Annotated in this window: 29 protein-coding genes, 1 tRNA gene and 3 pseudogenes; 12 read left to right on the top strand and 21 right to left on the bottom strand. The window is 47.5% G+C overall.

The annotated features are described in order from the left end of the window. Positions 1 to 45: 45 nt before the first annotated feature. The 4 genes and pseudogenes from QXU03_07170 to QXU03_07155 all read left to right on the top strand — a co-directional run bounded on the left by QXU03_07170 (position 46) and on the right by QXU03_07155 (position 4439). Complete coding sequence (locus tag QXU03_07170) at positions 46 to 1674, top strand: DNA topoisomerase VI subunit B (protein MEM2171511.1); 1629 nt, start codon at positions 46 to 48, stop codon at positions 1672 to 1674. Positions 1675 to 1685: 11 nt separating this feature from the next. Further along, positions 1686 to 2453: pseudogene (locus tag QXU03_07165) on the top strand (DNA topoisomerase VI). Then, positions 2439 to 3893 (top strand): annotated as a pseudogene (locus tag QXU03_07160) (LAGLIDADG family homing endonuclease). Before QXU03_07165 ends, QXU03_07160 begins: the two co-directional pseudogenes overlap by 15 nt. Positions 3894 to 3896: 3 nt before the next feature. Beyond that, positions 3897 to 4439, top strand: a pseudogene (locus tag QXU03_07155) (DNA topoisomerase VI). Positions 4440 to 4874: 435 nt separating this feature from the next. On the opposite strand, the gene QXU03_07150 reads toward QXU03_07155, so the two are convergent. Both QXU03_07150 and QXU03_07145 read right to left on the bottom strand, forming a co-directional pair. Beyond that, the gene (locus QXU03_07150) at positions 4875 to 5561 is read right to left on the bottom strand and encodes an ASCH domain-containing protein (protein MEM2171510.1); all 687 of its coding nucleotides are present in this window, start codon (positions 5559 to 5561) and stop codon (positions 4875 to 4877) included. Positions 5562 to 5624: 63 nt separating this feature from the next. Beyond that, positions 5625 to 7451 carry a threonine--tRNA ligase gene (locus QXU03_07145; protein ID MEM2171509.1) on the bottom strand — a complete coding sequence of 609 codons (1827 nt, stop codon included), beginning with the start codon at positions 7449 to 7451 and terminating at the stop codon, positions 5625 to 5627. A gap of 94 nt (positions 7452 to 7545) precedes the next feature. On the opposite strand from QXU03_07145, the gene radA reads away from it, so the two are divergent. From radA to QXU03_07130, 3 genes are all read left to right on the top strand, one after another. Beyond that, positions 7546 to 8523, top strand: coding sequence for a DNA repair and recombination protein RadA (radA, locus tag QXU03_07140; protein ID MEM2171508.1), 978 nt, complete (start codon positions 7546 to 7548; stop codon positions 8521 to 8523). A gap of 67 nt (positions 8524 to 8590) precedes the next feature. Further along, positions 8591 to 9094, top strand: coding sequence for an HIT domain-containing protein (locus QXU03_07135; protein ID MEM2171507.1), 504 nt, complete (start codon positions 8591 to 8593; stop codon positions 9092 to 9094). After that, positions 9094 to 9315 carry a hypothetical protein gene (locus QXU03_07130; protein ID MEM2171506.1) on the top strand — a complete coding sequence of 74 codons (222 nt, stop codon included), beginning with the start codon at positions 9094 to 9096 and terminating at the stop codon, positions 9313 to 9315. The genes QXU03_07135 and QXU03_07130 overlap by 1 nt, the downstream gene beginning before the upstream one ends. A gap of 97 nt (positions 9316 to 9412) precedes the next feature. Here the strand turns inward: QXU03_07130 and QXU03_07125 are convergent, their stop codons facing one another. From QXU03_07125 to QXU03_07110, 4 genes are all read right to left on the bottom strand, one after another. Beyond that, complete coding sequence (locus QXU03_07125; GenBank protein ID MEM2171505.1) at positions 9413 to 9571, bottom strand: hypothetical protein; 159 nt, start codon at positions 9569 to 9571, stop codon at positions 9413 to 9415. Positions 9572 to 9650: 79 nt separating this feature from the next. Next, positions 9651 to 10361: a DUF2208 family protein gene (locus QXU03_07120; protein MEM2171504.1), complete on the bottom strand. Its 711-nt coding sequence runs from the start codon at positions 10359 to 10361 to the stop codon at positions 9651 to 9653. A gap of 191 nt (positions 10362 to 10552) precedes the next feature. Beyond that, on the bottom strand, positions 10553 to 11032 hold the full coding sequence (locus tag QXU03_07115) for a zinc ribbon domain-containing protein (protein MEM2171503.1): 480 nt from the start codon (positions 11030 to 11032) through the stop codon (positions 10553 to 10555). Between the two features lie 5 nt (positions 11033 to 11037). Then, entirely contained in the window at positions 11038 to 11268 is a 231-nt protein-coding gene (locus tag QXU03_07110) for a hypothetical protein (protein MEM2171502.1), read from the bottom strand. Positions 11269 to 11346: 78 nt separating this feature from the next. Here QXU03_07110 and QXU03_07105 point away from each other — a divergent pair, with 78 nt between their 5' ends. Then, a complete protein-coding gene (locus QXU03_07105) occupies positions 11347 to 11490 on the top strand; it encodes a hypothetical protein (GenBank protein MEM2171501.1) in 144 nt (47 codons plus the stop codon). A 108-nt stretch (positions 11491 to 11598) separates the two neighbouring features. On the opposite strand, the gene QXU03_07100 is transcribed toward QXU03_07105, so the two are convergent. Further along, complete coding sequence (locus QXU03_07100) at positions 11599 to 11784, bottom strand: preprotein translocase subunit Sec61beta (protein ID MEM2171500.1); 186 nt, start codon at positions 11782 to 11784, stop codon at positions 11599 to 11601. A gap of 66 nt (positions 11785 to 11850) precedes the next feature. On the opposite strand from QXU03_07100, the gene QXU03_07095 reads away from it, so the two are divergent. Further along, positions 11851 to 12120 (top strand): MazG nucleotide pyrophosphohydrolase domain-containing protein, encoded by a 270-nt coding sequence (locus QXU03_07095; protein ID MEM2171499.1) that lies wholly within the window; start codon positions 11851 to 11853, stop codon positions 12118 to 12120. Here QXU03_07095 and QXU03_07090 read toward each other — a convergent pair. The 10 genes from QXU03_07090 to QXU03_07045 all read right to left on the bottom strand — a co-directional run bounded on the left by QXU03_07090 (position 12074) and on the right by QXU03_07045 (position 17618). Beyond that, positions 12074 to 12847, bottom strand: a complete 774-nt coding sequence (locus QXU03_07090) for a geranylgeranylglyceryl/heptaprenylglyceryl phosphate synthase (protein MEM2171498.1) — start codon at positions 12845 to 12847, stop codon at positions 12074 to 12076. The two genes, QXU03_07095 and QXU03_07090, sit on opposite strands and share 47 nt — an antisense overlap. 16 nt (positions 12848 to 12863) lie before the next feature. Beyond that, positions 12864 to 13136 carry a hypothetical protein gene (locus QXU03_07085; protein ID MEM2171497.1) on the bottom strand — a complete coding sequence of 91 codons (273 nt, stop codon included), beginning with the start codon at positions 13134 to 13136 and terminating at the stop codon, positions 12864 to 12866. Between the two features lie 106 nt (positions 13137 to 13242). Further along, a complete protein-coding gene (locus QXU03_07080) occupies positions 13243 to 13623 on the bottom strand; it encodes a hypothetical protein (GenBank protein ID MEM2171496.1) in 381 nt (126 codons plus the stop codon). 20 nt (positions 13624 to 13643) lie between these two features. Beyond that, positions 13644 to 13733: transfer RNA gene (locus QXU03_07075), tRNA-Pro, on the bottom strand. 189 nt (positions 13734 to 13922) lie between these two features. Further along, positions 13923 to 14114 carry a hypothetical protein gene (locus QXU03_07070; GenBank protein MEM2171495.1) on the bottom strand — a complete coding sequence of 64 codons (192 nt, stop codon included), beginning with the start codon at positions 14112 to 14114 and terminating at the stop codon, positions 13923 to 13925. A gap of 28 nt (positions 14115 to 14142) precedes the next feature. After that, complete coding sequence (locus QXU03_07065) at positions 14143 to 14637, bottom strand: hypothetical protein (GenBank protein MEM2171494.1); 495 nt, start codon at positions 14635 to 14637, stop codon at positions 14143 to 14145. Positions 14638 to 14648: 11 nt separating this feature from the next. Beyond that, positions 14649 to 15560, bottom strand: coding sequence for a 3-methyl-2-oxobutanoate dehydrogenase subunit beta (locus QXU03_07060; protein ID MEM2171493.1), 912 nt, complete (start codon positions 15558 to 15560; stop codon positions 14649 to 14651). Positions 15561 to 15565: 5 nt separating this feature from the next. Further along, the gene (locus QXU03_07055) at positions 15566 to 16750 is read right to left on the bottom strand and encodes a pyruvate ferredoxin oxidoreductase (GenBank protein MEM2171492.1); all 1185 of its coding nucleotides are present in this window, start codon (positions 16748 to 16750) and stop codon (positions 15566 to 15568) included. 2 nt (positions 16751 to 16752) lie between these two features. Beyond that, entirely contained in the window at positions 16753 to 17034 is a 282-nt protein-coding gene (locus QXU03_07050; protein MEM2171491.1) for a 4Fe-4S binding protein, read from the bottom strand. Positions 17035 to 17039: 5 nt separating this feature from the next. Continuing rightward, entirely contained in the window at positions 17040 to 17618 is a 579-nt protein-coding gene (locus QXU03_07045) for a 2-oxoacid:acceptor oxidoreductase family protein (GenBank protein MEM2171490.1), read from the bottom strand. 143 nt (positions 17619 to 17761) lie between these two features. Between QXU03_07045 and QXU03_07040 the strand changes: the two genes are divergently transcribed. After that, entirely contained in the window at positions 17762 to 18013 is a 252-nt protein-coding gene (locus QXU03_07040; GenBank protein ID MEM2171489.1) for a hypothetical protein, read from the top strand. Positions 18014 to 18032: 19 nt separating this feature from the next. Here QXU03_07040 and QXU03_07035 read toward each other — a convergent pair whose 3' ends face one another. Then, positions 18033 to 18785 carry a DNA polymerase sliding clamp gene (locus QXU03_07035; GenBank protein MEM2171488.1) on the bottom strand — a complete coding sequence of 251 codons (753 nt, stop codon included), beginning with the start codon at positions 18783 to 18785 and terminating at the stop codon, positions 18033 to 18035. A gap of 60 nt (positions 18786 to 18845) precedes the next feature. Between QXU03_07035 and QXU03_07030 the strand changes: the two genes are divergently transcribed. Further along, positions 18846 to 19220, top strand: coding sequence for a hypothetical protein (locus QXU03_07030; GenBank protein ID MEM2171487.1), 375 nt, complete (start codon positions 18846 to 18848; stop codon positions 19218 to 19220). Positions 19221 to 19232: 12 nt separating this feature from the next. Here QXU03_07030 and QXU03_07025 read toward each other — a convergent pair whose 3' ends face one another. Together QXU03_07025 and QXU03_07020 are read right to left on the bottom strand one after the other, a co-directional pair. Beyond that, positions 19233 to 19532 (bottom strand): hypothetical protein, encoded by a 300-nt coding sequence (locus QXU03_07025; protein MEM2171486.1) that lies wholly within the window; start codon positions 19530 to 19532, stop codon positions 19233 to 19235. Between the two features lie 56 nt (positions 19533 to 19588). Then, positions 19589 to 21451 (bottom strand): DUF87 domain-containing protein, encoded by a 1863-nt coding sequence (locus QXU03_07020; GenBank protein ID MEM2171485.1) that lies wholly within the window; start codon positions 21449 to 21451, stop codon positions 19589 to 19591. A gap of 89 nt (positions 21452 to 21540) precedes the next feature. On the opposite strand from QXU03_07020, the gene QXU03_07015 reads away from it, so the two are divergent. Next, entirely contained in the window at positions 21541 to 24387 is a 2847-nt protein-coding gene (locus QXU03_07015; protein ID MEM2171484.1) for a DEAD/DEAH box helicase, read from the top strand. On the opposite strand, the gene QXU03_07010 is transcribed toward QXU03_07015, so the two are convergent. Continuing rightward, positions 24384 to 26318, bottom strand: a complete 1935-nt coding sequence (locus QXU03_07010) for a phosphoadenosine phosphosulfate reductase family protein (GenBank protein ID MEM2171483.1) — start codon at positions 26316 to 26318, stop codon at positions 24384 to 24386. The two genes, QXU03_07015 and QXU03_07010, sit on opposite strands and share 4 nt — an antisense overlap. Positions 26319 to 26374: the final 56 nt, after the last annotated feature.

Here is a 26374-nt window from a genome sequence, read left to right as displayed (position 1 = left end):
GATAGGGTTAAGCGAAAGTATTCCTAAGCGCTTATAACGCAATACATGATGATATTAACACTGCAGAACGGTGTCGCGATGAGCGGTGTTGAGGAAGTATACAGATCGTTAAGCCCCGCGGAGTTCTTCTATAAGTATAGAGAGGTAACGGGCTTTTCAAACCCCGCTAAGGCAGTGTATCAGACTGTAAGGGAGCTCGTGGAAAACGCCCTTGACGCTGCAGATGTCCATGGTATTTTGCCGGATGTAAAGGTTTCCATCAAGAAAGCTGATGAAACGCAGGACTTTTACAAAATAACCGTGGAAGACAATGGTATTGGAATACCGCCTAATATCGTACCTAGCGCTTTCGGGAAGGTGCTTTTCAGCAGTAAGTACATCTTGAGGCAATCACGGGGCATGTACGGTTTAGGAGTGAAAATGGTCGTGCTCTACGCTCAAATGACAACTGGCAGGCCCGTAGAGGTGATCACCAGCAAGGCGGGGTACAGGAGAATATACTTCTTCAAGCTTAGGATAGACGTGGATAAGAACGAACCAGTAGTGATAGAAGCCGGTAGTTGGAGAAAGAGCAGAGACTGGCATGGTACGGTGGTGTCGGTAACTATTGAAGGCGACTGGAATCGGGCCAGGCACAGGGTGCTAGAGTACTTATACAGGACGGCGATCGTGTTACCTTACGCGAACATCGTGCTCATAACGCCCGAGAACGAGGTTGTGTACTACCATCGCATAATCAACACATTACCAAGACCACCAGTTGAAACAAAGCCGCACCCCCAAGGCGCGGATCTAGAGCTAATAAACAACATGGTGAAGAACGGAAATTCCAAGACAGTAGAGCAGTTGCTCGTGGAGAGTTTTCAAGGTATCGGCGAGGCGACAGCCAAGCTCATCCTCACGAAGGCGAATATAGATCCTGCTAAAAGCCCCAACGAGTTAACCGAGGAAGAGCTCTTGGCATTGGTAAACACCATGAAATCCTATGATAGGTATCGGCCTCCTTCACCACGAGCTTTATCACCTCTGGGCGAGGAGATCATCACCGCTGGCTTGAAGCGGGCATTTAACCCCGAATACGTAAACGCAGTCGTCAGGAGGCCGGGAGCGTACAACGGCCATCCATTCATAGTTGAAGCCGGAATAGCCTATGGAGGTAAAGCCCCGATAGGCGAGGATAAGCCGGTTATTCTTAGGTACGCCAATAAGATACCCCTCCTGTATGATGAGGGAACAGACGTCGTGACCGATGTAGTACGGGAGGACATTAGCTGGGAGCACTACGCGATAAGTTTCCCAGCTCCCTTGGTTATCCTTGTCCACGTGTGTAGCACGAAGGTACCATTTAAGGGCGTTGGTAAGGAAAGCATTGCAGATGTGCCTGAACTTAGAAAAGAGATAAAACTTGCGGTGATGGAGGTTGCTAGAGGCCTTAAGCAGTACTTGTCAAAGAAAGCTAAGGAGGAAGAGGCTATGAGGAGGGCGGAATCCGTAGCTAAGTACGTGCCAGAGGTGGCTAGGAGCCTGGCACTGATACTAGCCGAGAAAGAGATGCAGTTCACTGCTTTGAAAAACAGTATTAGGGAGAAGCTCGTATCAATAGTTTCAAAGAAAACCGGCATGCCGATCAGCTTGGTTGAGACCGTTGTAAAGTCCGTTGAAGCGGAGGCTTAGAGGTGCTTTCAATGCCCTCACAAGCAGACTTACTAGCAAGGAGCAGGGCCTTAGAGATAATCAAAAGCTCCGTGAAAAGCCTCCTAGATCAGATTCATAGGGGTGAGAAACCCGTACTTGTCATCCCTAAAAGAACGCTTTCTAACACCATATATGATCTAAATAACAAGATCCTCCTTCTAGGCCCCGAGGTTCAACAAAGATCCTTTACCGATGTCAACGAGTCGAAGAAATTTATGCAGACAATATTGATGGCTTCAATTATATTTGAAGCACTTAAAAACAACGAGTACCCAACTATACGTGACCTGTACTATAGAGGCAAGCACACAATTAGCTTTAGGTCTATTACAGGGAAGAAGGTTAGTGAAAATACTTGGGATGAGCAACGGGAGTCTGATAGCGTTATAAGGGACCTGGAAGTGTACTTATCTATTCTCCGCGAAGACCTCCTAATACTAAGCAAAGAGAAGGGTAAAGTCGTTGGTAACATGGTTATTCGAAGCGGTGACGATACCATAGATCTAGGTAAAATGGGTCACGGAGCATATGCAATAGAACCCACCCCTGACCTTATAGAGTTTCTCGACCTAGACGCAGAATACATTCTCGTAGTGGAAAAGGACGCTGTTTTTCAGCAGCTTCACAGGTATGGTTTCTGGAAAAAACACAAAGCAGTACTGATCACAAGTGCGGGACAACCTGATCGCGCAACGAGGAGGTTTGTTAGAAGACTTAGTGACGAATACAAATTACCCGTTTACATATTAGCTGATAGCATTCCAGCAGAGGAAGTCGTTGCCGTCAGAGACTCGCGTAGTGGAGAGGTTGCGATCGGGCCTGTGGAAGAGCTCGTGGGAAAGTACTTCTCCGGCGCTGATAGGGAGTATGTAAAAGCACCACTAGAAGTCCTCTCTTGGGACCCGGCAACAGGCAAAATAACCTGGTCCCCCATATCGTACATCTATAGGCATAAAATCAAAGACCGGATCCTGAAAATTAGAACCAAGGAACGAGGGACCGTGAAAGTCACTAAAGGGCATTCCCTCTTCGTTTTCCATGATGGGGAGGTAAAGGTTGTGCCCGCGAAGTACATTAGGCCTGGGGACTACATCGTAGTGGCCAAGAAGCTGCCTTTACCTCAAAGCTCCCACGCGCCATCACCATCCATCGAAGAAGCATCGAAAGAGAGTACAACGAGTCTTCTCATTGTTAGAGAAAAAGTTAAGCTAAAAGACTCCGTTAAATTGCTTGCAAACAGTGAAACGATCGGGTGGGGACACCCGTCCGGTGGAGGGGTTCACGAGACCGTAGAATTCGCGCTATCTAGATCAAAGCGCGTTATACCGGGCGGGGTAGAACTTGACGAGGACCTGGCTTGGCTAATGGGGCTTTACACCGCGGGAGGATGTGAGATCGGGTCAGGGTTCCTGGCCTTTCACCTGGACTCGAAGAACTACGATAGAGTACTAAAAGTGATTAGGGTAATCGGGGAAAGGTTTAACGTAAAGCCGTTATTAATGTTCACAACGCGCAGAGACGGAGCGAGGGTTATAGTGGCATCGCGGACGCTATTTACGTTCTTCAAAGAGCTGGGATTAGTTGGCGAGCAGGGAGACAAGCGTGTTCCGGCCATCATAATCAACTCGGCGAAAAACGTGATCTTGGCCTATCTGAAGGGCTTAATAGATAGTGCGGGTCGAGTCAACGAGCACGAAGACGTGGTGTATTCAACCAGCAACCCTGTACTAGCGCGACAGGTATTTCTACTACTACAAATGCTTGGTGTAACCCCTGCCGTCGTGGAGGACGGCAACGCTGTCCACGTGAAAATCACCCGTGATATTCGCCGGACCCCACCCGAAGTATACGAGTACCTGACCAGCGAGGATGCCGGGCTACGTGAACAGGGGCGCCCCTCCACCGATGCAGTTTATGGTCTCTCGCTGACGAGAAGCATTGAAAAACAATTGACAAAGCCCGCGGACGGGGAAGGGGTGGCCTGTCCCGTAGTAGATGGAGCCGTATTCAAGGTAAAGTTACGCGATATCGCAGAAGGTGAGCTATTAAAGGATCTGGGGGACCACGCTCCTGTAGTATACGGTGAGGCACTACTAGCCGAGGTGGAATCCGTTGAGGAGGAAGAGTACGAAGGCTATGTTTACGACTTCGCCGTGCCCACCGGTAACTCCTTCATTGGGGGGTTCGGCATTGTATACCATAATAGCGACCCCTACGGGTTCTACATCTACAGCGTCTTCAAGGCTGGAAGTATTACGCTGTCTTACGAGAGCGAGCGCCTAGCGACCCCTTCCGCGAAGTTCATTGGAGTCATGATGACTGATATCTTCGGCGATGAAGCATTTAGAAAAATACTCAAAAACAAGGAGGCTAGGAGAGTGCTCGAGGAGATAACCCCAGGTATAAGTGGCTTAAAGCCGAAAGCTCCTTACCTAAGCGACTCGGAAAGGACTAACTTCATCATTAAGACCAAGACCAGGGATTTAGAGCGCGCCGTCGAGCTCGTAGGCTACAAAGTGGCGGAGATCTGCATCGAGGATAGGGAAGCTAAGAGTAAAATTAAGAAAAAAGAAGGTCTAACGGGTTATCCGTGGTTCTCGGCTCCTGAGTGGATCAGGGAGCTCTGCATATTCTTTAACACCTTAAGTAAGCTGGAAATAGAGGCCCTAGCGAGCAAGGGCCTAAAGTTCCTGGCTGACAGGTACATCCCCGAGAAGATCTCTACTGGTGACTGGATAGATTAATTTCGAGTCGAAACATCACATCGATTCAGCATTTAACCAAGTCCATTCAAGACTCGATTTGAAAGTAAGTACTTAGTAACCTATCCATTAAGCGCTTTACCGCCGCTCCCTCTATAGCTACGATATACTGACGCCATGTGGGTATTACGAGTGTTTAAGGCACTCTTAAACTATACCACGTAATCGTAGATCTGAAGCACTCACGGTCCCGATCAGCTGAGACAGGTTTCTTCACTACTCAACTCAATTTATGGGGACTCATCACCTATTACGAATAAATGACTACCTCCTAATTAAGGTTGTGTGGTTCGCGCGACCGTGGCTGCGAGCCAGGTTCATCTTCGCTGTATTCAATGATATCGTGAAAGGTGTTTCTACCGCAATTCTCACAGTAATGGTAGAGTTGGCCGAATTCCCGTTTTAGAGGAAAGCTAACTAAGAGTATCCACTCTCTTCCGCATTCTCTACACTTGAGTACCCAGTGCCCCATGTACTCCGCTCACCTTCTCCTAGTGCACCTGTACTTGGAGTCGCCCTTATGCGTAAAAGCCGCCTTTCAACTAGGGTTTGAAGCGCTTTTTTCAGTATCCTTCTAACCGTGCCCCGTTTATTAATGTCTTTGAACACAACTACTGCTGTTTTTCTAATACTGTTTGTCCTGGTCAGACTCAGTAAAACCCGCTTCTCCAGCTCCGTTAGCTCGGTATCTAGGTACCTTAAGGCTATTCTCGCTATATCAGCCGGTTTGAGCCCGCAGTACGGATCCCCAGCTACCAGTTCGTCGAGCCGTTGCGTTACTTCAAGCTCTATTATCGTGAAGTAGTCGTCATCGTGCACGTGTCCATAAACGCGCTTTAACTCACTTATTAAGCCGTCTACGTCTGTATACCCCTCTATCTGCGCCTCATATTCGCCCAGCTCTTTTAGCTTCTTGTAGTAAACTCTCTTAATTTTGGCCTTTGCAACGGGCTTACCGCCTGCGTGTATGATCACTTCATCGTACTTTGGCTTGAAGATGCCTTTCCTGATCGTGGCTTTCTTTTCACTACGGAGAAGCTTCTCGACATATGTACCCTTCATCATCAGGTGCCTTCCGAGAAACCTTATTTTCGGCTTCACCATGCTTTCATCGCACCATTAAGGAGTTTAAACCAATGGACTCGTCTAGGCCGAGAAGGCCGACAACTAGAATACGGGCCTCATGCTTAGTCTAGTGGGCATGGCTGCATCCACTTGAGGGTATGCTTTCACCTCGTCTATTAGTAGCTTTATTAGTTCCTTCACCCCCATTGATCTCTGCTCGTTCGTTCTCCTGATTTTAACGTTAATAGTGTGCGTCTCCACTTCGCGCCGTCCTATGACGACTATGTATGGAACCCAGCTCATTGCAGCCTCTCTTACCTTCTTACCTAGTGAAAGGTCTCTGTCATCGAGGTCCACTCTAAAACCCTGTCTTGAAACTTCTTCCGCGACTTCCACCGCGTAATCTAAGAATTCCCTTGACACCGGTATAACTCTTACCTGTACCGGTGCTAGCCACGTCGGTAAATGGGGGGTCCTACCCTCTTTCTCCATTATTGCCGCCGTATCGAGGACCATGTATATGTATCTCTCAATGCTACCGATTATTGCCGTGTGTATTATTATAGGGTGCTTTTTCTCGCCTTTCTCATCTACGTAAGTTATACCAAACCTTTTACTATTCCCTACGTCTATTTGAAACGTTGCTATTTCCCTCGGTCTACCGATGTTGTCAATTATGTGGTACTCTACGTTTATAACCCAGTAATATATTCCGGGCGGAATTACAGCCAGCAGTACTGGCATATTCTCGTTCTTTACGAATTCTAACAAGTCTTCTTTGTGGTTCATTAAGAAGTCCTCCGTAACGTTGTATAGTGCGATGTATCTTCTTCCAAGCGCTTTCGCCTCTTCGTGGATCCTCACCTGAACTTTTTTAGCGACTTCCACCGCTTCTTTTAGATCTCTAGTGAGAATGTGGAGGTCCGGCATGTAGAACTTTCTAAGCCTGAAGCATAAGCTTACTTCACCTCTCTGCTCAAGCCTATAACTATCTGCGACTTCGAACACGCCGAAAGGTAAGTCCCTGTAACTTATAATCCAGTCTTTTAGCATCGCAAACTGCTGATGGCACGCCGCGTAGCGTAAAACGTACCTTTCGTTGTCCACTTCGACTTCGTACAGTCGATCTCCAAAGAGAAGAGCATGCTCGTATACTGGCCTTTCCCTTAGACTGAACATGTTGGTTCCCATAACCCTGAACACAGGTATGCCCAGGCTCTTTGCAACCTGCCACGAATACTTCGACACAGCCTCCATGATGACTGCTGCCGGCGGGCTGTACCTCATGTGCCCGTGATCGCTCATGGTCTCCCACTCGAAGCCAAACTTCTTACAGTAGCTATTTACCCTGTTCTCCCCTCCTTCAAGTTCCTTTCCATAAACTTCTTTGTCAACCAGGATTCTCAATTCAGGGTACCTTGAGTAGTCAAACTCCTCGGGCCTGAATATTGACCCCTCGGGGGTCATTACGTAGTATTTCTTCTCGATAACGACTTTCTGCTGTGTAGCCCCCTTTTTAGTGATCGTTCGTGAGAGCTCGCTTAACGGGTGCCCGTAACACTCCAACCTAAATGCCTTGTACCACCCGAAGGGGGCCTTGTAAACTGGTACTTTAAGCTGGCGGGATGCCTCTGCAAGTAGTTTATTCAGGATCTCCACTGCTTTGCCGGGGGGTGCGAGGTTCTGTGATAAGTGTGCATACGGGTAGATCAGCACCTCGGACGGCTTAATTTGCTCGACCAGCCTACCTGCTTCTAATACAACGTCATCAACGATGTCCAGGTCATCGACGACCTCTACACTCGTGAACAGCACCAAGACGTTCTCAAACGTCTTCTTCAATTCCCCCGTTACGCGTTCGGGTTCATCTATAGCCGGCTCAATTACCTCATAGGAGAAGTGCTTGGCGTGGATAGCTAGAATCCTCATTCCGCGCTCTCCCATCGTACCCGTTTTAGTACACTTAAAACACTCTGGTATAATAAACGTTTTAAAAATTATCCTATAACTAGGGGGACCTGTCGTGTCCAAGGAACAGAAGCACCCCGGCGAACCAGGTTTCATATCGATTAGGGAAATTCCCGGAGTAAACCCAGCAATAGCCGAGAAGCTAGAAGCCGCTGGTTACGTGTCAGCGTGGACGATCGCGGTCGCCAAGGCAGAGGAAGTTGCCGAAAAGACGGGCATACCGGCCGTCACCATGCAGAAAATCATTGAAAACGCCAGACGGTTACTTGGTATAAAGTTTAAGACTGCGAGGGAGGTTAAGCAAGAGAGGTTAAACGTAAGGAAGGTAACGACAGGTAGTAGGGCCCTAGACGAGCTCCTAGGAGGGGGTATAGAAACGAAGACTATAACAGAATTCTACGGCGAGTATGGTAGCGGTAAGACACAGTTATGCCATCAACTAAGCGTAAACGTACAACTACCTTACGAGAAAGGAGGCCTCTCAGGCAGAGCTGTGTACATAGATACTGAGGGAACTTTCAGGTGGGAGAGAGTAGAGGCCATGGCCAGGGCAGTGGGCTTGGACCCCGATGCGACGATGGAAAACATCTATTATGTGAGGGCGTATAACAGTGATCATCAGATGTCCACCATAGATGAACTATTCTCATTCGTACCTAAAAACGAGGTTAAACTAGTCGTTATAGACAGCGTGACGAGCCACTTTAGAGCAGAGTATCCCGGTCGAGAGCACCTGGCTGAAAGACAGCAGAAACTAAACGCTCACCTACACCAATTACTTAGACTCGCTGAAGCGTACAATATAGCGGTCGTTGTCACAAACCAGGTAATGGCGCGTCCTGATGTATTCTACGGCGACCCCACAGTTGCCGTGGGGGGCCACGTACTGGCACATGTGCCAGGTGTGAGAGTATACTTGAAGAAGGCTAGGGGAAGCAAGAGAATAGCCCGCGTAGTTGATGCTCCTCACTTACCTGAAGGGGAAGCGGTGTTCGCGATCACCGAAGAAGGCATACGCGATGCCGAGGAGTAGGTTCTCTTGACGATCGATCCGTGAAGGTGCTTAAAACCATGGCATCGCTGTTACTCGGGGTCGTTACATGAGAATACTGTGGAATCCGTGGAGATATGACTACATAAAGCAGTTCAGTATAAAGCAGGATGAAGGGGGGAAGGACTGCCTGTTTTGCGCACTACAAAGAATGAAAGAGGACGAAGCACTTGTAGTTTATAAGGGAAATCACGCTTTCGTGGTCCTTAACGCGTACCCATATAATAGCGGTCACCTGATGATCGCCCCGTACGCGCACGTAGCCGACTTAACTAAACTAGATGATAGTACATCTACGGAAATGGTACTACTAATCAGGAAGTCCGTTAAAGTGCTGAGAAGGGCTTTCAACCCGGATGGATTCAATATAGGTGCTAATATTGGGCGGGCAGCTGGAGCGGGGGTACCCGATCACTTTCACGTACACGTAGTGCCCAGATGGGTAGGCGATGCCAACTTCATGGCGATCATCGCAGGGACGAAGCCCCTGCCTATAGGACTGCGCGAAGTGTATGAAACGGTTAAGATGTTGTGGCACGAGGTGGATCCTTAATGGTCTCTAAGAGCGACTTAAAGGTAGTCGAAGTTTACGAATTACTAGGTGAAGTGAGGTACCGCATATGCGTTAAAGGCACTAACATACTAGTGAACGTAAACGCGGCGAGCGAGGAGGACGCGTTTGAAAAAGCAATAGGCATCCTGGTTCAAGCTGGATTAGACGATGAATCCCTCGAAAAGCTCAGAAAGATCGTGGGAGACAAGGCGAAGTGCTGATCATCAGGCCGCGGTAATGTCTTCATCCTTCGCAGTCTAATGGGGACAAGTATCATCATCTCCCAAAATCACTATTGTTTACATGCCTAATTAGGTTTTAAGCTATTCGCTTGGCTCTGAGTTTCTGCTTCTCGGTGACTAGCTCTTCATATTCACTGCGGACTTTTTTCACATAACCCTTAATACTATCAAACGGTATTCTCTCCAGGAGCGTTTTTGCGAATTTCGAAAAACACCTTGAACTGTGAAATTCCAACACCTCATCCCCGAGTCTTATTACAACACCCTGACCTTGCGGAAACACCCTACCACATACGATGCACTTACGTTTCCCACTAGACTCTACACTCGTACAGCCCCACCTCCTTTAACCGGTCAGCTAGTTTAGAGACCTCAAGCGTGTATAGCCGTATCACAAAGGGCACTTTAGGGCTATGAATTTCAACAAATCTCCGCTTAGAGTCCACCTTGTAGCATGCGTCTTTCGAGTACTCGATCATTCTTCCTTCCAGGTAAATACCATCTCTATACACGGAAAATGTCCGCGGGATGTATAGTTGCTTCTTCTGCTGTGATCTACGCGTAATGAGCATTCGCGGTAATGACATAACGGCTATTAAAAACGCGTAGAACGCTAGGAACTCTACAAACCTCGTAATGAATGCATTATCTGTGATACTGTGCAAGGCGTCCCTCACCAACGGATCTAGGTACTGCCAGTATACCGGGTAAATAAATATGACAACTACTAGCGAAACCATCGGTAAGAACGCCAGCTTAAATTGTTCTCTTATCTCCTTAAACAAGGCTGCGTCACTAGCCATGATCGATGCTGCATTTTCCTCCTTAAATAGCGGGGAGCCTTTAACCTCTGCTACTTTTCTCATGCCCTTTCCAGCTGTTCTCATCATAATTACCGTTAGCACAACGAAGTATAGTATGAAGAATATCCACGTATATTCCGGTATTGCTGCAGATACGAGTGCAAACATTATTACAGTTGCAACTTGAATAACCACCGGCGTTAATTTCCTGTTGCTATTCATCAGTTCTACCCCACTAAGTGAGAGTGTCACTAAAAGTATTAAATCTGCTATTTTACCCCTCTCCTAGAATACGCCTATATAAGCGCTGTAAGCCTAATCTATACTAGGTGATGAATCGCCACTTTACAGATCCGTGACGAGGGTCCGTGTTTCTGAGATCGTCAAGGATGCCTAGTGCGCTTAAACGGGGTTCAGCTCTGATATAGGTTTCTATCAGTTGATGTCATCGCTTCATCTCTGTTCCCCTGCATCGGTCTTGGGTTTGCATCACCCTTAGGGGCGTTCGGAGGTGCCCCTGGACCCCCACATCTTGAGTACCTGTAGAACAAGTTGATGCATGCGATCACGTCTCTATCACCTCTGAATCCACACCTACCGCATCTCAGTACTCTACCACCGTTATCCTTTAATCTGCTTCCACAACTCGGACAAGCAGATGAAGTTCTCATCTGGTTCACATACCTGGTCTCAAGCCCTCTCTCCAGTGCTTCGTATTCTATAGTGAACTGCATCTTTCTGTAGAACCATAGGGATAGCTTCTTGCTGAGTGAGCTACCGCCGTTGACTCTATCCCTTAGATGGTTCAAGTCTTCCAGCACTACAACAGCTCCATACCTACTAGCTATCTCTGCTACTCTATCACCCAGCTTGTGAGCGTGATCCCAAGCTATGCTATTTATTCTCTCACCGTGCTTCTCAATGGCTTCTTTAACTCCCTAAGTTTTGAGTAGAACATTCTGTGCAAAGTGCTAATCGAAGGAAACCCATCCAGGTTCCACAGCCTGTTCACTACTAGTTGAACTGCATCACGGTAGAGCTTCAGGAACTCAATTAATGCACCGTGGTCATTGCTACCCTCGGGGAGAGCCCTTATCTTGAGGATTTCAACAAGCTCCCCCTCCCTCACCGAGTAGCTCACCCCATCTAGAACTATAGAGTAGAGCTTATAATCCCTTCTCTCCAGTATCCGTATAGGTGGATATATATGGCTAGAGTTGAAATCATCAAGTGTAGCGTTATAAAGTACAGGAGAGGGGACTACGTCCTCTACCCACTTGGCAAAGACAAGGAGAAGATAAAGCCCCTACACGGAAAAGAAGTCTACGCGCTGATCATAGCTGAAGAATAACAACAAGCAATATAAACCACCCATATAAAAACCAAAACAGTTACGCTAGGCGATGAAGACCGATGGGAGTCGGATTAAAGGGTGAAGAGGTTATCCCCAACCGAGCTCTTATATACTTGGGGGAAGGAGCTTGGAGAGTATTATTACCAGCGCAACGAAGATCAGCGACACCAGTATGATTAGTTGGGGTTTTAAAGCTACCTTTAATTCACTCTCTTCGAAGAACCTTATGAGCCCTGCTGCTGACGTTATAGATGGTGTTTCTCTCCTCTTCTTGCTTTTTTTGCTACTCATGTAGCCATGCCACCGAGTCACATATATTGCTAAGCCTATTTAATACTATTCCTTTGGTGAACATGCGTGGACATCAAGACTGCACAGAAGTTCATCAAGCAAACCTACTACGAAAGGGACTCCTCAAGAGGCGTTTATTCCACTTTCACGTGGTTCGTGGAAGAGGTCGGCGAGCTTGCAGAAGCGTTGATAAAAATGGACAAGGAAGCGCTAGAAGAGGAAATCGCCGACGTTTTTGCGTGGTTATTGAGCGTTGCAAACCTAGTTGGAGTAGATTTGGAGGAAGCGTTTAAGAAGAAATATCTGACCGGGAAGGGCTTCCTTGGATCCCTTTAATAGATTTAACTATTCTCGCCGCCAGCTGGGGGTCTTTTTCGACTACCGTTCCTGTTACGATTATATCTGCACCTGACTCTGCGAGCTTCTTGGCTACTTCAGGGGACCTTATACCGCCCCCTACCATTATCACGAGGCTTGCTGCATACTTCTTAGCGAAATATGGGAATTCTGAAGGTACTGGTTGTTGTGCACCGCTTCCAGCCTCAATGTACATGTACTTGAATCCGAGCATCTGAGCTGCCATAGCATATGCAGCAATTATTTCCGGCTTATTCCTCGGAACTGGGTATGCCCTTCCTACGTGCGCGACCGCGGAGTCTTGATCAACTACAACGTATCCCGTGGGAAGGGCTTCAAGGCCGTATTTAACTATTATAGGCGCCGCGAGGACCTGCACCTGCATTAAGTAGTAAGGTTCGAGAGTGTTCATTAGGACCATGAAAAGCACGGCATCGGCGTTCGGCGTCAGGCAATTAACGTTTCCGGGGAAGATCACTACGGGCAGTCCGTACTTTTTAAGGGTTTTCACGGTAGCATCCGCTTCTTCGGGCGTTACTGCGAGGCTACCACCGATGAGAAATCCGTCCGTGCCTGCACTGACTACCTTGTCTGTTACATCTATCAGCCTGTCAAGGTCTTCCACGCGCTCTGGATCGACTAGCGTGAAGTGAAGCTTTTCCCCGCTTAGTATTTTAGACACTATGTAGTCGTGTACTCTACCCAATTTGCGCACCGGTCAGCTAGAGCTTTATTTTAGCCCTTCCACTATTATATAAGTCAATGAACTTCGCGTAAACGTCTACTGTCTGGTAGATAGCTGGTATATCGGCGAAGTCTTCTTCGTCAAGCAAGCCACATGTGCCACACGATATAACTGCATAGGCCCTGTCTTCGCTTTTTTTCTTCACAATTATACTCAACGTGCGCGCAGCGCACCGTGGACATTCAAATACCGCCGGAATTCTAACAACTCTTTTAACGACCTTTCCCCTCTTCTTCCTCCTACGCCCCAAGCTTACCCCCGTGCATACACCACATAGTAATATATTATGCAATGTGAAATAATATTTAGCAAAAATATCTAACTAGCCTGCACGGCATTGTTAGAGTAGCTACAGTTCACCTCGCCCTTCTTCTGAGCTTCAGTGACATGCCTTCATTTAAAATCTCGAACACGATATCATATGCCTCTTCGGGCGTCACGCTGAGAGTCAAGTACTTATTCCTCTTAGATGCCATATAGACTCCTGCTTGGTGTTTACAGTAGCTTGATGTTTTGTTTATTACGGTTCTCATTATGAAGTCCTTGCAACTACAAAATACACCAGGGATAATCAAGTAGTCCGATTCTCTGCCAAGGTACACCCAGAGGCTTTGCGTGTAACTACCTACTCGTATAGCGAGCTTAATGAATCTCAGTTCGTAAACAGCAGGCATTATGGACTCACTTTCTCGTTCAAGGAGCCTAGCTAATGCATTTTTCGTTTCTCTAACAGACAATAGATAGCACCATGTATGAATGGGCCCGCGGGGATTTGAACCCCGGGTCACGGGGATTTTCGCGCCGTGGACCCGAACCCCGCATCCTAACCAGGCTAGACGACGGGCCCTACTTATTTAATAGAAAATGAGGAGTAAAATATATTGCTTAATTAAGTGGTTGCCTGTGTTGTTTATTTAGGTTTGCTTAGGTGTTTTTGAATAGCATGGGTATTACCGCCACGGCGTTAGAAAAGTTATCGAGAGGCACGGTAACCGTTCTCTACCACCCCTTTTATTGTTTTTATCTTCCTGAACTTCTAGGATCGCTTACCGTATATTCTGGCGGCGAACGATGTTACTATTGCTACGAAGTCCTCCACTAGTTCATCCATGTATCCCTTCTCACTCTCCTCTACAACCTCTACTCTAACACCATGTGACTCGAAGAACCGTGCAAGGTGATCGAAGCCGAACCTAGTAAGTCTGTTGCGGAATTCCACCACCACGATGTCTACGCGCCGAGCCGGCGAGTGTCGGTTACTTTTGAACCGTTGCTAATAGTATAGTAATGAACCTGGCTATCTGGTTGAATGCCGCGTTTAAGCCCTCTACGGAGTCGAGACACTTCCTAGTTATACTTTCGGGTATGGGGCCTCCGCCCATCCACTTGCACGGCTTTGTCCATACTAGTTTTTTGGTAAGGATAACCCCCTTTCCACGTCTTACGTACACGCATATATCATCCACTTCTAGTAGGGTGTTCTGGACCTTTCCACCCTTTTCCTCTATCCATGCCTCTAGACAAACTGCTTCCCAAAAGCCTTTCCAGCTAGCCACTAGTTCACCGAGGTTGTGCACGCCGTTCAAAATATTTCTTATTACGTTGTTTTCGGCAAGGTGAAACTCTGTTTTTAGCCTAACTACGTCGTACGATAGTAACTGAGGTGAAAACCCATTTTCTCTTAGCACTTTAACCAGTCTTGAGGTCTTACCAAGCTCACTCGTAAAATCTACTAAGATGTTCAGCTTCATAGCCCCCAAAATTACCCTGAGAGTTTCTTAATCCAGTTCCAGTTATCTTCAACGTACTTCCTTATTTCACTAATTAGCTCGCTGGTAATCGCCCTAAACCTACCTTGTAGCCTAATGTAATCTTCAACGGGCTTTCTTTTGGCAGGATCAATATATGGCTTGCTAGGACCAGATATAACTAACTTGCCGTTGTGGTATTCGTAGAGGATCCACAGGCCCGTCTCAACGGCTAGCTTTGCTATTCTAACCGTGTACTGCGGCTCGAACCTCCAGCCCGTGGGACAGGGGGCGTGTATGTGTATGAACCTAAAGCCCTCTATGCTTTTAGCTCTTTGAAGTTTACTGTATAGGTCATGAGGGTATCCAATACTCGCCGTGGCGACATAAGGCACTCCGTGCGCCATCATTATCCTTGCAATATCTTTCTTGTTTTCCACCTTACCAGTAGGCGTGGTAGTAGTCCAGGCGCCCCTAGGGGTAGAAGAACTCCTCTGTATTCCGGTATTCATGTAGGCCTCGTTATCGTACATTATGTAGATAATGTCTTCGTTTCTTTCAGCTGCACCGCTTAAGGTCGCCATGCCGATATCTGCTGTACCTCCGTCACCTGCCCACGCTATGACGTATACGTCATTTATATTCCTCGCCTTGAGGGCCTGGGCGATGCCGGATGCAACAGCGGCTGCGGACGCGAAAGGCACGTGAACAACGCTCATTCTAATAGAGTGTCCGGGATACGTACCTAGAATTACCGATGTGCAACAAGCTGGTATCGATAGTATTGCTTTCTCGCCGAATACGGCTGATACTACCTTTAAAGCTATTGGTATCGGGCACCCCGGACACGCGGCATCTCCCGGTAGTACACCCCCTCTCGCATCGTAAGGTAGCGGCGGCCTTCTTTTAGGCTCCACGCTACTCATAGACTTCACCTTCTAATACGCTCCCACCTGAAGAAGTTTCTTTCCATCTTACCGGCTTCAACCATGTCTACGTAGGACTTAATCATGTTGTAGAAGTCTTCGGATACGACGTTGACGCCAGCTATCCCCGCGACAATGTTCGCCATGTGTGGTAGGTTTCTAGTATACAGGGATAGCCCTGTAACCATGTCAGTGTAGATCTGGCCCCAAGCACCAAAGCTGATAGCCCTGTCAAACACCACTACTCCTTTAACGCCCCTCACGATCTCCCACACGTCTTCCACGGGGAAGGGCCTATAGAATCTTATTCTCAGGGCTCCAACGGGGTAGCCGTCATCCCTTAGCTTGTATATCGCCTCTATCAAATCACCGCTCCAGGCACCCATGATTACTGCTATGTATTTAGCATCGTTACACTCGTAACAGGATATAAGGCCTCCGTACTTTCTACCGAATAGTTTGCCATACTCATCATCAACTCTCTTTATGACTTCCTTGGCGTTTTCCATGGCCTCTTGTATACCGTAAAACATGTCCTCGGTGTCTTCCGGGAAAGTTAGGCCGCCTAGCCCCAGCGGCTCTGATCCGTCGATCACGTAGGGCTGTTTTCGCTCCCCCAGCCACTGATCTACCAACTGCTCATCAGGTATTTCCACGGGCATGGTGGTGTGGCCTATGATGAAGCCCTCTATGCCGATCATTACTGGTAAGTAAACAGCGGGGTCCTCTCCTATCTTGAATGCCTGGAGCGTTAAGTCAAATGCCTCTTGGTTATCCATGGCGTATGCCATGATCCAGCCCGCATCTCTCTGATCCACGAAATCGCTGTGATCAGGCCAGATGTTCCACGGGGTATTGATGGTTCTGGATACTATGACCATGACAACCGGTATCCTGGCGCGTGATACCCAGTGAACGAACTCGTGCATATATAGCAATCCCTGACTACTGGTGGCTGTAAAGGTCCTTACACCGGCTACGGCCGCACCGAAGCACGCTGCAAGGGCCGAGTGCTCCGACTCTACTCTTATCATGCGTGCGTTCAATTCTCCCTGTTCTACCATTTCCGCTAGTTTCTCAACTACGGGTGTTTGTGGTGTTATGGGATACGCGGCTATGACCCCAGGCTTCGCCAACTTAACCGCGTACGCGACAGCGTAATTCCCTGTTAAAGCTACTTTCAAGCCCACGGCTATTCACCCGTTTCGGGTACCATTGTTATGGATCTTGCAGGACAGATATCCGCGCATACTCCACACCCCTTGCAGTATTCATAGTCAACTACCGCGCCTGTTTCGGGTTCAACCTCTATGGTGCTAACTGGGCAGAATATTTCGCACTGGTAACACCTAGTGCATTTTTCTACGCTAACTACAGGCCTTAAGTTCCTCCACAGCCCGGTTTTCCCCGCTACGCCGATCATGGGCTTCGTGAGCGGTAGCTTATGATTACCAAGAGGTTTTATAACCCTCACAGGGCTTACACCTCGCCTAGAAACGCTGTTTCCTCGTACGCGGAACGCGCTGCTTTAACATTCTTTTCACCCAGTCTTGACCCGAGGTAGTCTAATATAGCTTTCTCGATGCTCTGCACGGAAACGATCCTTGTCGCCGCCGCCAGCGATCCCAAGATCGCAGTGTTCACCAGGGGCCATCCCGCGATCACTAGGCCGAGATCGCGTGCAATTCTAGTAGCATTAACGGTATACACCTTGACGGCGCCCGCAACCGTTAACTGTTCTTTATCTATATGTCTAAGCGCAGTGTTCACAATAAGAACAGCGTTGTTTCTAAGCCTAAATCGCTTAGTTATTCCTAGTTTTAGCAAGCTGTCGTCGAAAACCACTAAAACGTCCGCCTCATTAAACATTCCATGTTTCAATACTGGCTTATCACTTATTCTGGCGTACGCTGTTACTGGCGCTCCTCTACGCTCTGCACCGAAGAAAGGAAAACCCTGTCCATACTTATTTTCGTATATTGCCGCCTGGACTAGTATATTTGAAGCTGTTACTGCTCCCTGCCCACCTCTACCTAAGAATATTATTTCATGAAGCAATAATTACACCTATGTATCATATGTAAGAATAGAGAGTTTATATATACAGTCTAGCATCCCAACTACCGCGCTAGTTCTCGCATTTTTCAAAGCCTTGACATTAATAATCTAAGCATGAAATATATATCTCACTAGGCGGGACTATGACAATTTACTGGGAGAGATGCGATTTCTGCGGGCAACACAGGCCCGTTAAAAAATGTAGTATTGTACCAGATATTTCAGTTGACATACATTGCTGTGTTTCTTGCCCCCTGTGGATGGATAGATGCAAGACGCCAGCATGGAAAGTCGAAGCGCCATTAATGGCCTCTGCCACCAGGAGGAGGGCATTAAGTAGTGAAGAGAAAGAGAGGCTACTCAAGGAGCTGACCTCGCTACTCAAAGAGGGCTAACAGTGGGTATGTTTAAGCCCTACATTCTTGGCACGATCCAATACGTCAGTTTCCCTCCACCAGCTAGTTCATACTCTATTTTCAACGGCTTACCGGTATCGAAGGATATGATAACGTGCTTGGATGCCTCCGCGGCTCCGGCAGCCACCATTAGCATTTCAATACTATACGAGACCCTGGCCTTCTCAACAGTCGACGCCAGGAGTATGAGGGGGTTTCCTTCTCTCAGTTCACAAACGTATTCTTTCTGCTGCTCAACCGACCGTATTATCACTTTTCCATCCTCGTAACTAAATAGCGCTTCTTCTCCCACGAGTTTTAGGTCTCCTACGAGGTCCTTGAAGTCTTTTGATAGCATAGTGAACGAGATTGGGAGGTCAAGCTGTAGTTCTGGGACAGGTTCGGGCGGCCTTGGTATCAAGGGGACTCCGAATTCGCGCTCAATGCCCGTTTTTCTGTCCTTCAACACGAGGACTAGCTCGTCTGTCTCTTTGCTAATAGTTAGAAGGAGGGCGTCATTTCTACTCGCTCTACGGATGATCTTTCTCAGCTCCGTTGCCGAGGTAATGATAGTCGTCTCCTCGTCAACGGAAAATTCTTCGAATACGAGGCTTGGAAGCGTTAGTACTGCTAACATCGTCTTGTCGGGACTAAGTACCTTTATGTCCATACCGTTGCCCGTTACGTACAACGGGAATTCGTCACTGAGTTTTGAGAGCGCCTGCACTGCTTTTTTAAGCTTACTCGCGTTTGGATAAAGAACTTTAAACATCGTATCCCCAGAGTTATCTATGAGACGAGAGTCAGATATAAAAAAACCGGGTTTTAACACATGAAGATCACCATAGTGTTAGACCTGGCAAGGTACCCGCACATCAGCTTAGAGCGTGATTACGCATTAAGGTTCATTGAAGTTATAATGAGAAAGCACGGTAGTACGAGGGATCTTGAAGAGGCTAAAAGAATAATACTAGGCTTTGATGAGTACTACAGCATAGCACACAAGAAGTCTAATGGGTATCTAGTAGTAATAAAAGACCCCGCTGATTCCCTGCGCGGAAGGGTTATCGTACATAAGGTTAAGTTATTAACTGAGCACGGTAAAAAGATCGTAGAGCTCATACTAGACAGGAGGGCCCCGAGAGAACTGATCATATCGTCTCTGGAGGAACTAGGATTTACCGAGGTGGAGTTCACCAGTATATAGGCAGTTGCTCTTCTACTTACTACCCACTTTTCTACGCGATTTTCGTGCCTTCTTCTCCTTGACTTTGGCCGTCTTCGCCCTACGTTTAGTTGTCTTCTTCCCTTCCGCCTCTTCTGGTTTTCTTGAGGGCTTCACCGTGACCATTGATTTAAGGTCCTCTATTGATGCCTCACCATGAAGAATTCTATGCCATAGCTTCGTAATGTCGAGAAGTAGCCTTAGCTGATCTATTAGTATCTCTCCCGTTTCTTCCTCCGCCTCTTTCCCCCTTCCCACTTCTGTTTCCACTTCTTCCTCTTCTCCACCTGGCATAAAACATGCACCTACGCAACATTAGGCTCTTTGAGACTTAAATACCGAGCCGACCGCTAGGCGGACTTGCTCCTCGTTAAGAAGGGCGATTTAACGACGAAGATCGCATCTACGCCTGTCGCGTGTATCATAAATGTGTGGGGTGCGAGCGTTCGGATGGCCTCTGCCACAACTAGCGATTTCTCTTTCACATCTAAGCCAGCAATGATCTTTGAGGCTTCTTCGACGCTTCTAGGTTCATTTAGTACAAAGAATACCCTAAGCCCCGCGTTATCCACCAGCACTTTAGGAATTCTCCTTATCTCTTGAGAAACGACGACTATTGAAAAACCGAACTTCCTACTCTCTGCAAAAAGTCTCGATAGAAGCTCCCTCGCGAGAGATCTCGGTAATAGACCTCTCGCCTCCTCAATTACGAGCATCACTTTCTTAGTTAACCTAGTAGTGTACATCTTATTTATTAATGTGTACATTAACGTATCCAGGAATAGCGCTCGTGCGAAGTCGCTCGATAGACCAGTCATGTCTATAATGGCGCTTTCTAAGAGCAACTCCTCTACGCTAAGCCACTCGCCCCCGCTTATATGTTCACTCAGTAGAACTATGTATGGAAGTAGCCTGTTGTACTCCGGGATCTCCTTACCGAGTTCCTTACAAACCCCTACGAGGTCTTGTAACGTGGGTGGATCCCTCCTCCACGTAGCCGGATCCCCCGAGGTAATGCCTTTCAGCTCATAGGTCTTCATTATCACCTCTTCGAGCATTTTCCTCTGCAATAAGCCTAGCCTAAATGTTACTGATACCGCGTGTGCGAGTTGGAGCGCTCTTTCACGAGGAGATGTGTTCGCTAAAACCAATGGGTTTAACGAGCACCTGGAAGCATCTATTATTTTGCACTTAATAAAACTAGCGAGGTCTTTATACTCCCCGTGCTGGTCTATGATCAGCACGTTGTGCCCGTAAACTCTACTGGATTCCAGCACTATATGCTTGACAAGTGTTGTCTTTCCAGAGCCCGACGAGCCTATAACGATTATATGTGGAGTGTTCAGCTCGTTGAGGTCAACATACAGAGAGTGTTGTACTGCCCGCCAGTACCAGGCTCTCCTGCCCTCTCCTGAGAACCTGGCACTTTTTCTGAGTTTTCTGTACGCGTTGCTAGGATACCCATAGGTTAGAGTGGCAACAGCCTTCCCCAAGTATAACCCGCGTTTACTGGCATAGAGCGCCCTTGATGGGTATAAGGCGCCACTGGTTCTTTCCATGGCCATTAGCGAAATCAGTGGCGCTAATCCAAGAACTCCAAGCCCCGAAGTAAAGCCCATTATAGCGCGGTCGGCGGTACCCGATAACTCCTCACTCACGAGCATTACCATAAAGAGGAGGATTACCGGTACCAGTGCATTGTTCACCACGATCACGTAAATATCCGTTGAGTACGCCGAGAACGAGGTGGCGAGTACGGATATCACCCCCCCAATGTGGGGGATCAGGAGAACGAACAGCTCGTTGGCACCTACTTTAAACCCTACACGACTCTTCACGAGCCTCTTGAACTCTAGTGCAGTGCTCGGTAAACCGGTCACGTGTTTTACGATGACAATTAGAGGCAGGGATAACATTAACCCCGCCATTTCCCTGAAGAGCAACGCGTTGTTCACATGCTCATAACCCATGGAGACGAGGTACACTATGAAGAACGTCCTGTTGAGCAAGGCTGAGAGAGCATTGTTTAGTAATATGAACGATACCGCTATGTGCACCGCGGAAACAATTATGTCCAACCACGGCGTTATAATACCCAGTGACGCGGAGAAGGCTGCCTCAGCTGGGCCCTGCACCGTGAGCAGGAGAACTAGTAAAAGATTGCATAAACTCGACGCCAGCACTTTAATCAAGTTTAACGCACTAATCCCCATTTCCACCATCTAGTACTACACGCAAAACCACGCATTCCTGAAAATTTATAGTAAACTAGCTCTACTTATAACTTCGGTTCAGGAGGCCCATGGATCTTAACAAGATCGCGACCTGCCTCAAAGAACTTGGTTACCAGAAGTTAACGGAAATTCAGAGAAAGAGCTTAATTGAGTTAAGCAAAGGAGACAGGTCGCTTGTAGTTGTAGCACCCACGGGAAGCGGGAAGACGGAAGCAGCTGTTTTCCCAATAATGCTCAAGACAGCGTCTCAGAGTAAACGAGCTATAACCGCTATATACGTAACTCCTCTTAGAGCACTAAATCGGGACATTGAAAGAAGGCTTAAAAGAATAGGCACTTGCTTTGAACTCGATGTCGCGGTCAGGCACGGCGACACCCCCTCTTCCATAAGGAGAAGCATAGCGAAGTCGCCGCCACACATTCTGATAACTACGCCGGAAACGTTCAACTACATTATTATAAACGAGGAAATACGCCCCTACCTAGGGAACCTTGAATATGTTATAATTGACGAGTACCGTGACATGCTTGAAAGTAAGCGGGGACTGCTACTTCTAACCGTGCTGTACCTTTTAGAATCTTACTTAAACAAAAGTCTCGTGAAGGTAGCGCTTACTGCAACTCTTCAAGAAGAGGATAAGGCGTTAAAACTGATTTCACCAGGAAGTGCGCTACCTGTAGTGATGCTCAAAGACCCTTCTACCAGAGATCTCGAACTAAGGGTTATGGTTCCGGCTTGCAGGACGGAAGTATGTAAGAAAATACTTACGCACGTTGACGATGAAGCGCTTGCGGCCAGGCTGGAGAAGATTGTCGAAAAAGCATTAGAGGAAAAGTCCGTAATAGTGTTCACAAACACGCGATCCCTAGCTGAGAGCCTGAGTACACTACTTAGAAAACAAATAGAGGAGCTTGGATTGGAATTGAAGCTCGATGTGCACCACGGAAGCCTCTCCAGGTCGCACAGAGAAAAGGTGGAAACGTGTTTCCGTGAAAAAAAGCTTAACATGCTCGTTTCAACTTCAAGCCTGGAACTTGGAATCGATATTGGGCATGTCGAATACGTAATGCAGTACATGTCTCCACGCCAAGCAGCTAGGCTTATTCAACGAGTAGGTAGGAGCAGGCATAGACTCGGCGATGTAAGTAGGGGGCTGATCATAACTTCCAGTAATATTTTACACCTACTGGAAGCGCTCGTAATAGCTCGAAGAGCCCGTAACGGCCTCCTCGAACGGGAGGTTATAATACCCAAACCCCTTGATGTTCTGGCGTACGCCATCGCATTGTACACGCTCTTGCATTCCGACGGCGTACCTCTCGATAAGCTGTACAATGAAGTTAAGAGGCACCCCCTATACTCTGACCTGTCGTTTGAGGAGTTCAACGAAATCGTAGATTACCTATTGTATACGAGAATAGTAAGAGTGAAGGGGGAAAACAATGTCATAATTCCAACTAGGAAGACTAAACTATACGTTTACAAGACGTCTATGATACCGGCCACGAGGGACGTGCACGTAGTAGATGCTGGTTCGGGGGGTAAAGTGGGCGTCCTCGACGAAGAATACGTTGTAACAAACTTAGACCCAGATAGTGTGATAGTACTTGCCGGGAGGCCGTGGAGAGTCGTTAGTTACGACGAGAGGGAGCGCAAGCTCTACGTAGAACCAGCAAAGACGTCTGCGGAAGAAGTAATCATACCCCATTGGGAAGGGGAAAATATCCCCGTAGAGTTCTCGGTTGCGCAAGAAGTTGGCGAAGTCGTGAAGTACATAAAGGAGCACGGAGACCTTCCCGAGGACCTAAGAGAACTCCTAATACTAGAAGAGCCCATCGACTGCTTAAGGCATGTTAGAGAGCTCGGGGATAGCGAGAACATATACATCGATCACCTGGAGGAGTACGGATTAGTTGTAGTTAACGTATATGGCGGAAGTAAGGTTAACGCCCTTATAAAGGATCTTGTAAAGTACACCTTGAAGACGTCCTACCCCTATATAAAGGTCCAGGCCTATTCAACGCCTTATGCTGTCTACATACAGCTGGCGGGCATACACGTACCCGGCCCGGTTAAAGGCCCAGTACACGCGGTGTATGAGGTCATTAAGAACCTGAAGACCTATGCGAATAGGTCACTCCTAGAAAGAATTGCTAAGGACAGCTCTGCATACTTGTGGAGGATATACCAGGTAGCTCAGAGGTTCGGGGCGATATCACCCGATTCAACCTATGTAAGTAGAAAACTCCTCGAAGCATTTAGTGACACCATCATAGGTAAAGAGGCCCTTAAAGAGGTGTTCTTTCGAGATTATGATATAGATTCGTTCATAGAGCTGGCAGAGCGTGTTGCTGAGGGAAAAGTAAACGTAGTGCTAAGACGTTATAGTAAACTACAAGAGCACCATATAACCCTACTGCGCTACATTGAAACCCCGCTCATTAAAGAGTGGCCATCGCTCGATACTAATAGCTTTCTAGAGCGATTACTTAATAGGCGCGTATCAGTAATATGCCTAAGGTGTGGTTATCACAGAGAAGCCCGGGCCAGGGAGATCGTTGAACTAAACGAGTTCTCGTGCCCTAAATGCGGTCTTGCGACTTTGACATTGGTTAAAGGAGATGCCAGTAGGGAACTTGAACTCGTTAAGAAGCTCAGACGTGGAGAGAAGCTCACTCCCGAAGAGCAGAAACTACGTAAAGACCTCGTAGAAAGGGCAATTCTACTCTACAGGTACGGTGACAAGGCTGTCTTAGCATTATCCGCTCTGGGTGTAGGAACGCAGGAAGCAATCAGGATCATCAATAGGGTTTTAAGCGGTGCAGACCTCGTGACTGAACTTTACGAGTGCGAGAAGAGGTTTCTTAGGGTAAAGAAGTATCTGAAGGAGAAAGGGGGGACGGTGAGTGATTAAAGAAGTGGTTTTCTACGTGTCTTTCTTTTAAACGACTTGTGATCGTTAGTGATCAAGGGGGCAACGACCTTCTCCACTAGTTGGTCACTTATAGGACAGACCTCTATGTAGACTCTTGCGTTTTTATCATCGAGTGTACTAAGTGCTATAGGGCCTTTCAAAGTTAACTTTACTAACCCCCTTCCAGTCCATAATACGCAACTACCACAGAACACGCAACCCTTCATTCTATACACAATTTTAATCACATCTACGAGATCTTCAAAGGAGTGCTCGTTGTAGGGCAATACCTTAATGTAGTTGCCCTGGATCTCGAACACGGCGTTATTTTTCTCGAATGTAAGTGGATTTTCGCACACTCGTTTAAAGCCCATGCTAATTAAGTTCTCGATGAGCATGTCACCTAACTTCTCCGAGAAGAGGTCACGGCTAAATTTAACCAGCAGTGAATTGCCAGTAACAACGGCTTCCACGGGCTTTAACCCTATGCTGTTTTCTTCTAGCCTCTTCGAATACTCCTCTTTCCAGTTAATGATGTAGCCGGGCAGGCGATGGGCCACCCTCGTCTTAGCCGTTGCCGGGCTAAGCCATCTCCAAAGACCCAGTCTAATCCATTCTGGCGGCATGTTTAGTTTCTCCCTCCACCTTTCGAGCACGGCTTCCCAAGTACTCCACAGGTCTGGGTAAATCCTCTTGGTGTCTTCGAACTCGGCCAGAGCGCACGAGGGGCAAAGGTAGCATCCAAGCCTATTAAAACCCTCCTCGTAAAGCTTGTTATAGGGTAACTTGTACTTGAACACGTATAGCCAGCACGCAAGCTGGCTCCAGTACTGAACCGGTGAGGTACTCACCATGTGGGGTATCCACCTATTGCGCCAAATCAGGGGGCTCTTCGCTCTATCCAAGGACTCGTAGGCACGTTGCCCCACGATATTGAACGCGCCACCAGGCCACAGGGTTTTAGTCAGCTTAGCTATGGGTACAAGCTTAGCTACTTTACAACACCAACGATAGTCCTTGCCCGGAGGCCCGAAAACTTCAACTGCCTTCCAGAATATATCGCCCGCTGATGCAATGTGTAATTTGTAGCCGTAAAATTCAGCCACTTCCTTTACGTTTTTCAAAGTCTCCGGTAACTCCAACCCCGTATCATTGAAAACCATGTCAAGGTCGCCGTAAGCCCTGTGTGCTAGGTCTAGTGCTACCAGGCTGTCTTTACCGCCTGAATATGAGACTACGGGTTTCGATGCCCCACCAAATCTGCTCTGAAGCCTCTTTAAATACCTTATTGCCTTTTCCTCCATAAGCTCTAGCCCTTCACTATTGCGGTTAAGTACATCATGTATAGTAGCGGGCTTATTGCTTGTTTCGACGGGTAAGGACCGGTCGTGAAACGCCTTCACAAGTACAACTCCATCACTACTTACTTCTCCGATTCCCCGTATATCATACTTCTCATCAACTACCACGACCTGCCTACTACTCGTACTTATTCGAGGTGCCAGTACCTTACCCGTATAGATGGGGGGCTTACATTTAATTGTATCTATGATGTTTTCTTGAACAGCTATGCACGCTCCTTGATAAGTTAGCCTAAACCTCCACATGGATGAGTAAGGATCGTAGTATAGCTGGCCCACCACATTGCCCGAACTCACAACTTCATACATTACGTCCCAGTGGGGTATCTTATTCAACAGCACAAATTTCCCTTCAATAAGCCTAAAGTACAGTTTCTCGTCCCCGAACTCGTATTTTACCGCTGCCTTTAACTTTTCTAAGTCACCACGAAATGCGGGACGGGCATCTCCCGGCTCACCTAGTCTAAGTTGATATAGGAGATCTATTTCCTCCTGTCTAGGTTTAATTACCGGGACGTTATTCCATGGATCCCAGTATATCTTAACTGTCCGCGGCCATGCCCACCTCATTTTAAAACCCTATGAAACAGTTTCGCTAATCCCCCTTACTTATCGAGCATATGTAT

The sequence above is a fragment of the Desulfurococcaceae archaeon genome, from assembly GCA_038845865.1.
GTDB lineage: Archaea > Thermoproteota > Thermoprotei_A > Sulfolobales > Desulfurococcaceae > UBA285.
Note: the sequence above shows the minus strand (reverse complement) of the source record. Positions and strands in the feature narration are given on the sequence as shown.

Bases quoted from the DNA above. Each gene is read 5' to 3' on its own strand.
- QXU03_07040 (MEM2171489.1), top strand. From the start codon at position 17,762: ATGACAATTTACTGGGAGAGATGCGATTTCTGCGGGCAACACAGGCCC.
- QXU03_07060 (MEM2171493.1), bottom strand. From the start codon at position 15,560: ATGAGTAGCGTGGAGCCTAAAAGAAGGCCGCCGCTACCTTACGATGCG.
- QXU03_07025 (MEM2171486.1), bottom strand. From the start codon at position 19,532: ATGCCAGGTGGAGAAGAGGAAGAAGTGGAAACAGAAGTGGGAAGGGGG.
- QXU03_07130 (MEM2171506.1), top strand. From the start codon at position 9,094: ATGGTCTCTAAGAGCGACTTAAAGGTAGTCGAAGTTTACGAATTACTA.
- QXU03_07105 (MEM2171501.1), top strand. From the start codon at position 11,347: ATGGCTAGAGTTGAAATCATCAAGTGTAGCGTTATAAAGTACAGGAGA.
- QXU03_07170 (MEM2171511.1), top strand. From the start codon at position 46: ATGATGATATTAACACTGCAGAACGGTGTCGCGATGAGCGGTGTTGAG.
- QXU03_07145 (MEM2171509.1), bottom strand. From the start codon at position 7,451: ATGAGGATTCTAGCTATCCACGCCAAGCACTTCTCCTATGAGGTAATT.
- QXU03_07020 (MEM2171485.1), bottom strand. From the start codon at position 21,451: ATGGGGATTAGTGCGTTAAACTTGATTAAAGTGCTGGCGTCGAGTTTA.
- QXU03_07015 (MEM2171484.1), top strand. From the start codon at position 21,541: ATGGATCTTAACAAGATCGCGACCTGCCTCAAAGAACTTGGTTACCAG.
- QXU03_07150 (MEM2171510.1), bottom strand. From the start codon at position 5,561: ATGGTGAAGCCGAAAATAAGGTTTCTCGGAAGGCACCTGATGATGAAG.
- QXU03_07065 (MEM2171494.1), bottom strand. From the start codon at position 14,637: ATGAAGCTGAACATCTTAGTAGATTTTACGAGTGAGCTTGGTAAGACC.
- QXU03_07120 (MEM2171504.1), bottom strand. From the start codon at position 10,361: ATGAATAGCAACAGGAAATTAACGCCGGTGGTTATTCAAGTTGCAACT.
- QXU03_07135 (MEM2171507.1), top strand. From the start codon at position 8,591: ATGAGAATACTGTGGAATCCGTGGAGATATGACTACATAAAGCAGTTC.
- QXU03_07010 (MEM2171483.1), bottom strand. From the start codon at position 26,318: ATGAGGTGGGCATGGCCGCGGACAGTTAAGATATACTGGGATCCATGG.
- QXU03_07030 (MEM2171487.1), top strand. From the start codon at position 18,846: ATGAAGATCACCATAGTGTTAGACCTGGCAAGGTACCCGCACATCAGC.
- QXU03_07035 (MEM2171488.1), bottom strand. From the start codon at position 18,785: ATGTTTAAAGTTCTTTATCCAAACGCGAGTAAGCTTAAAAAAGCAGTG.
- QXU03_07100 (MEM2171500.1), bottom strand. From the start codon at position 11,784: ATGAGTAGCAAAAAAAGCAAGAAGAGGAGAGAAACACCATCTATAACG.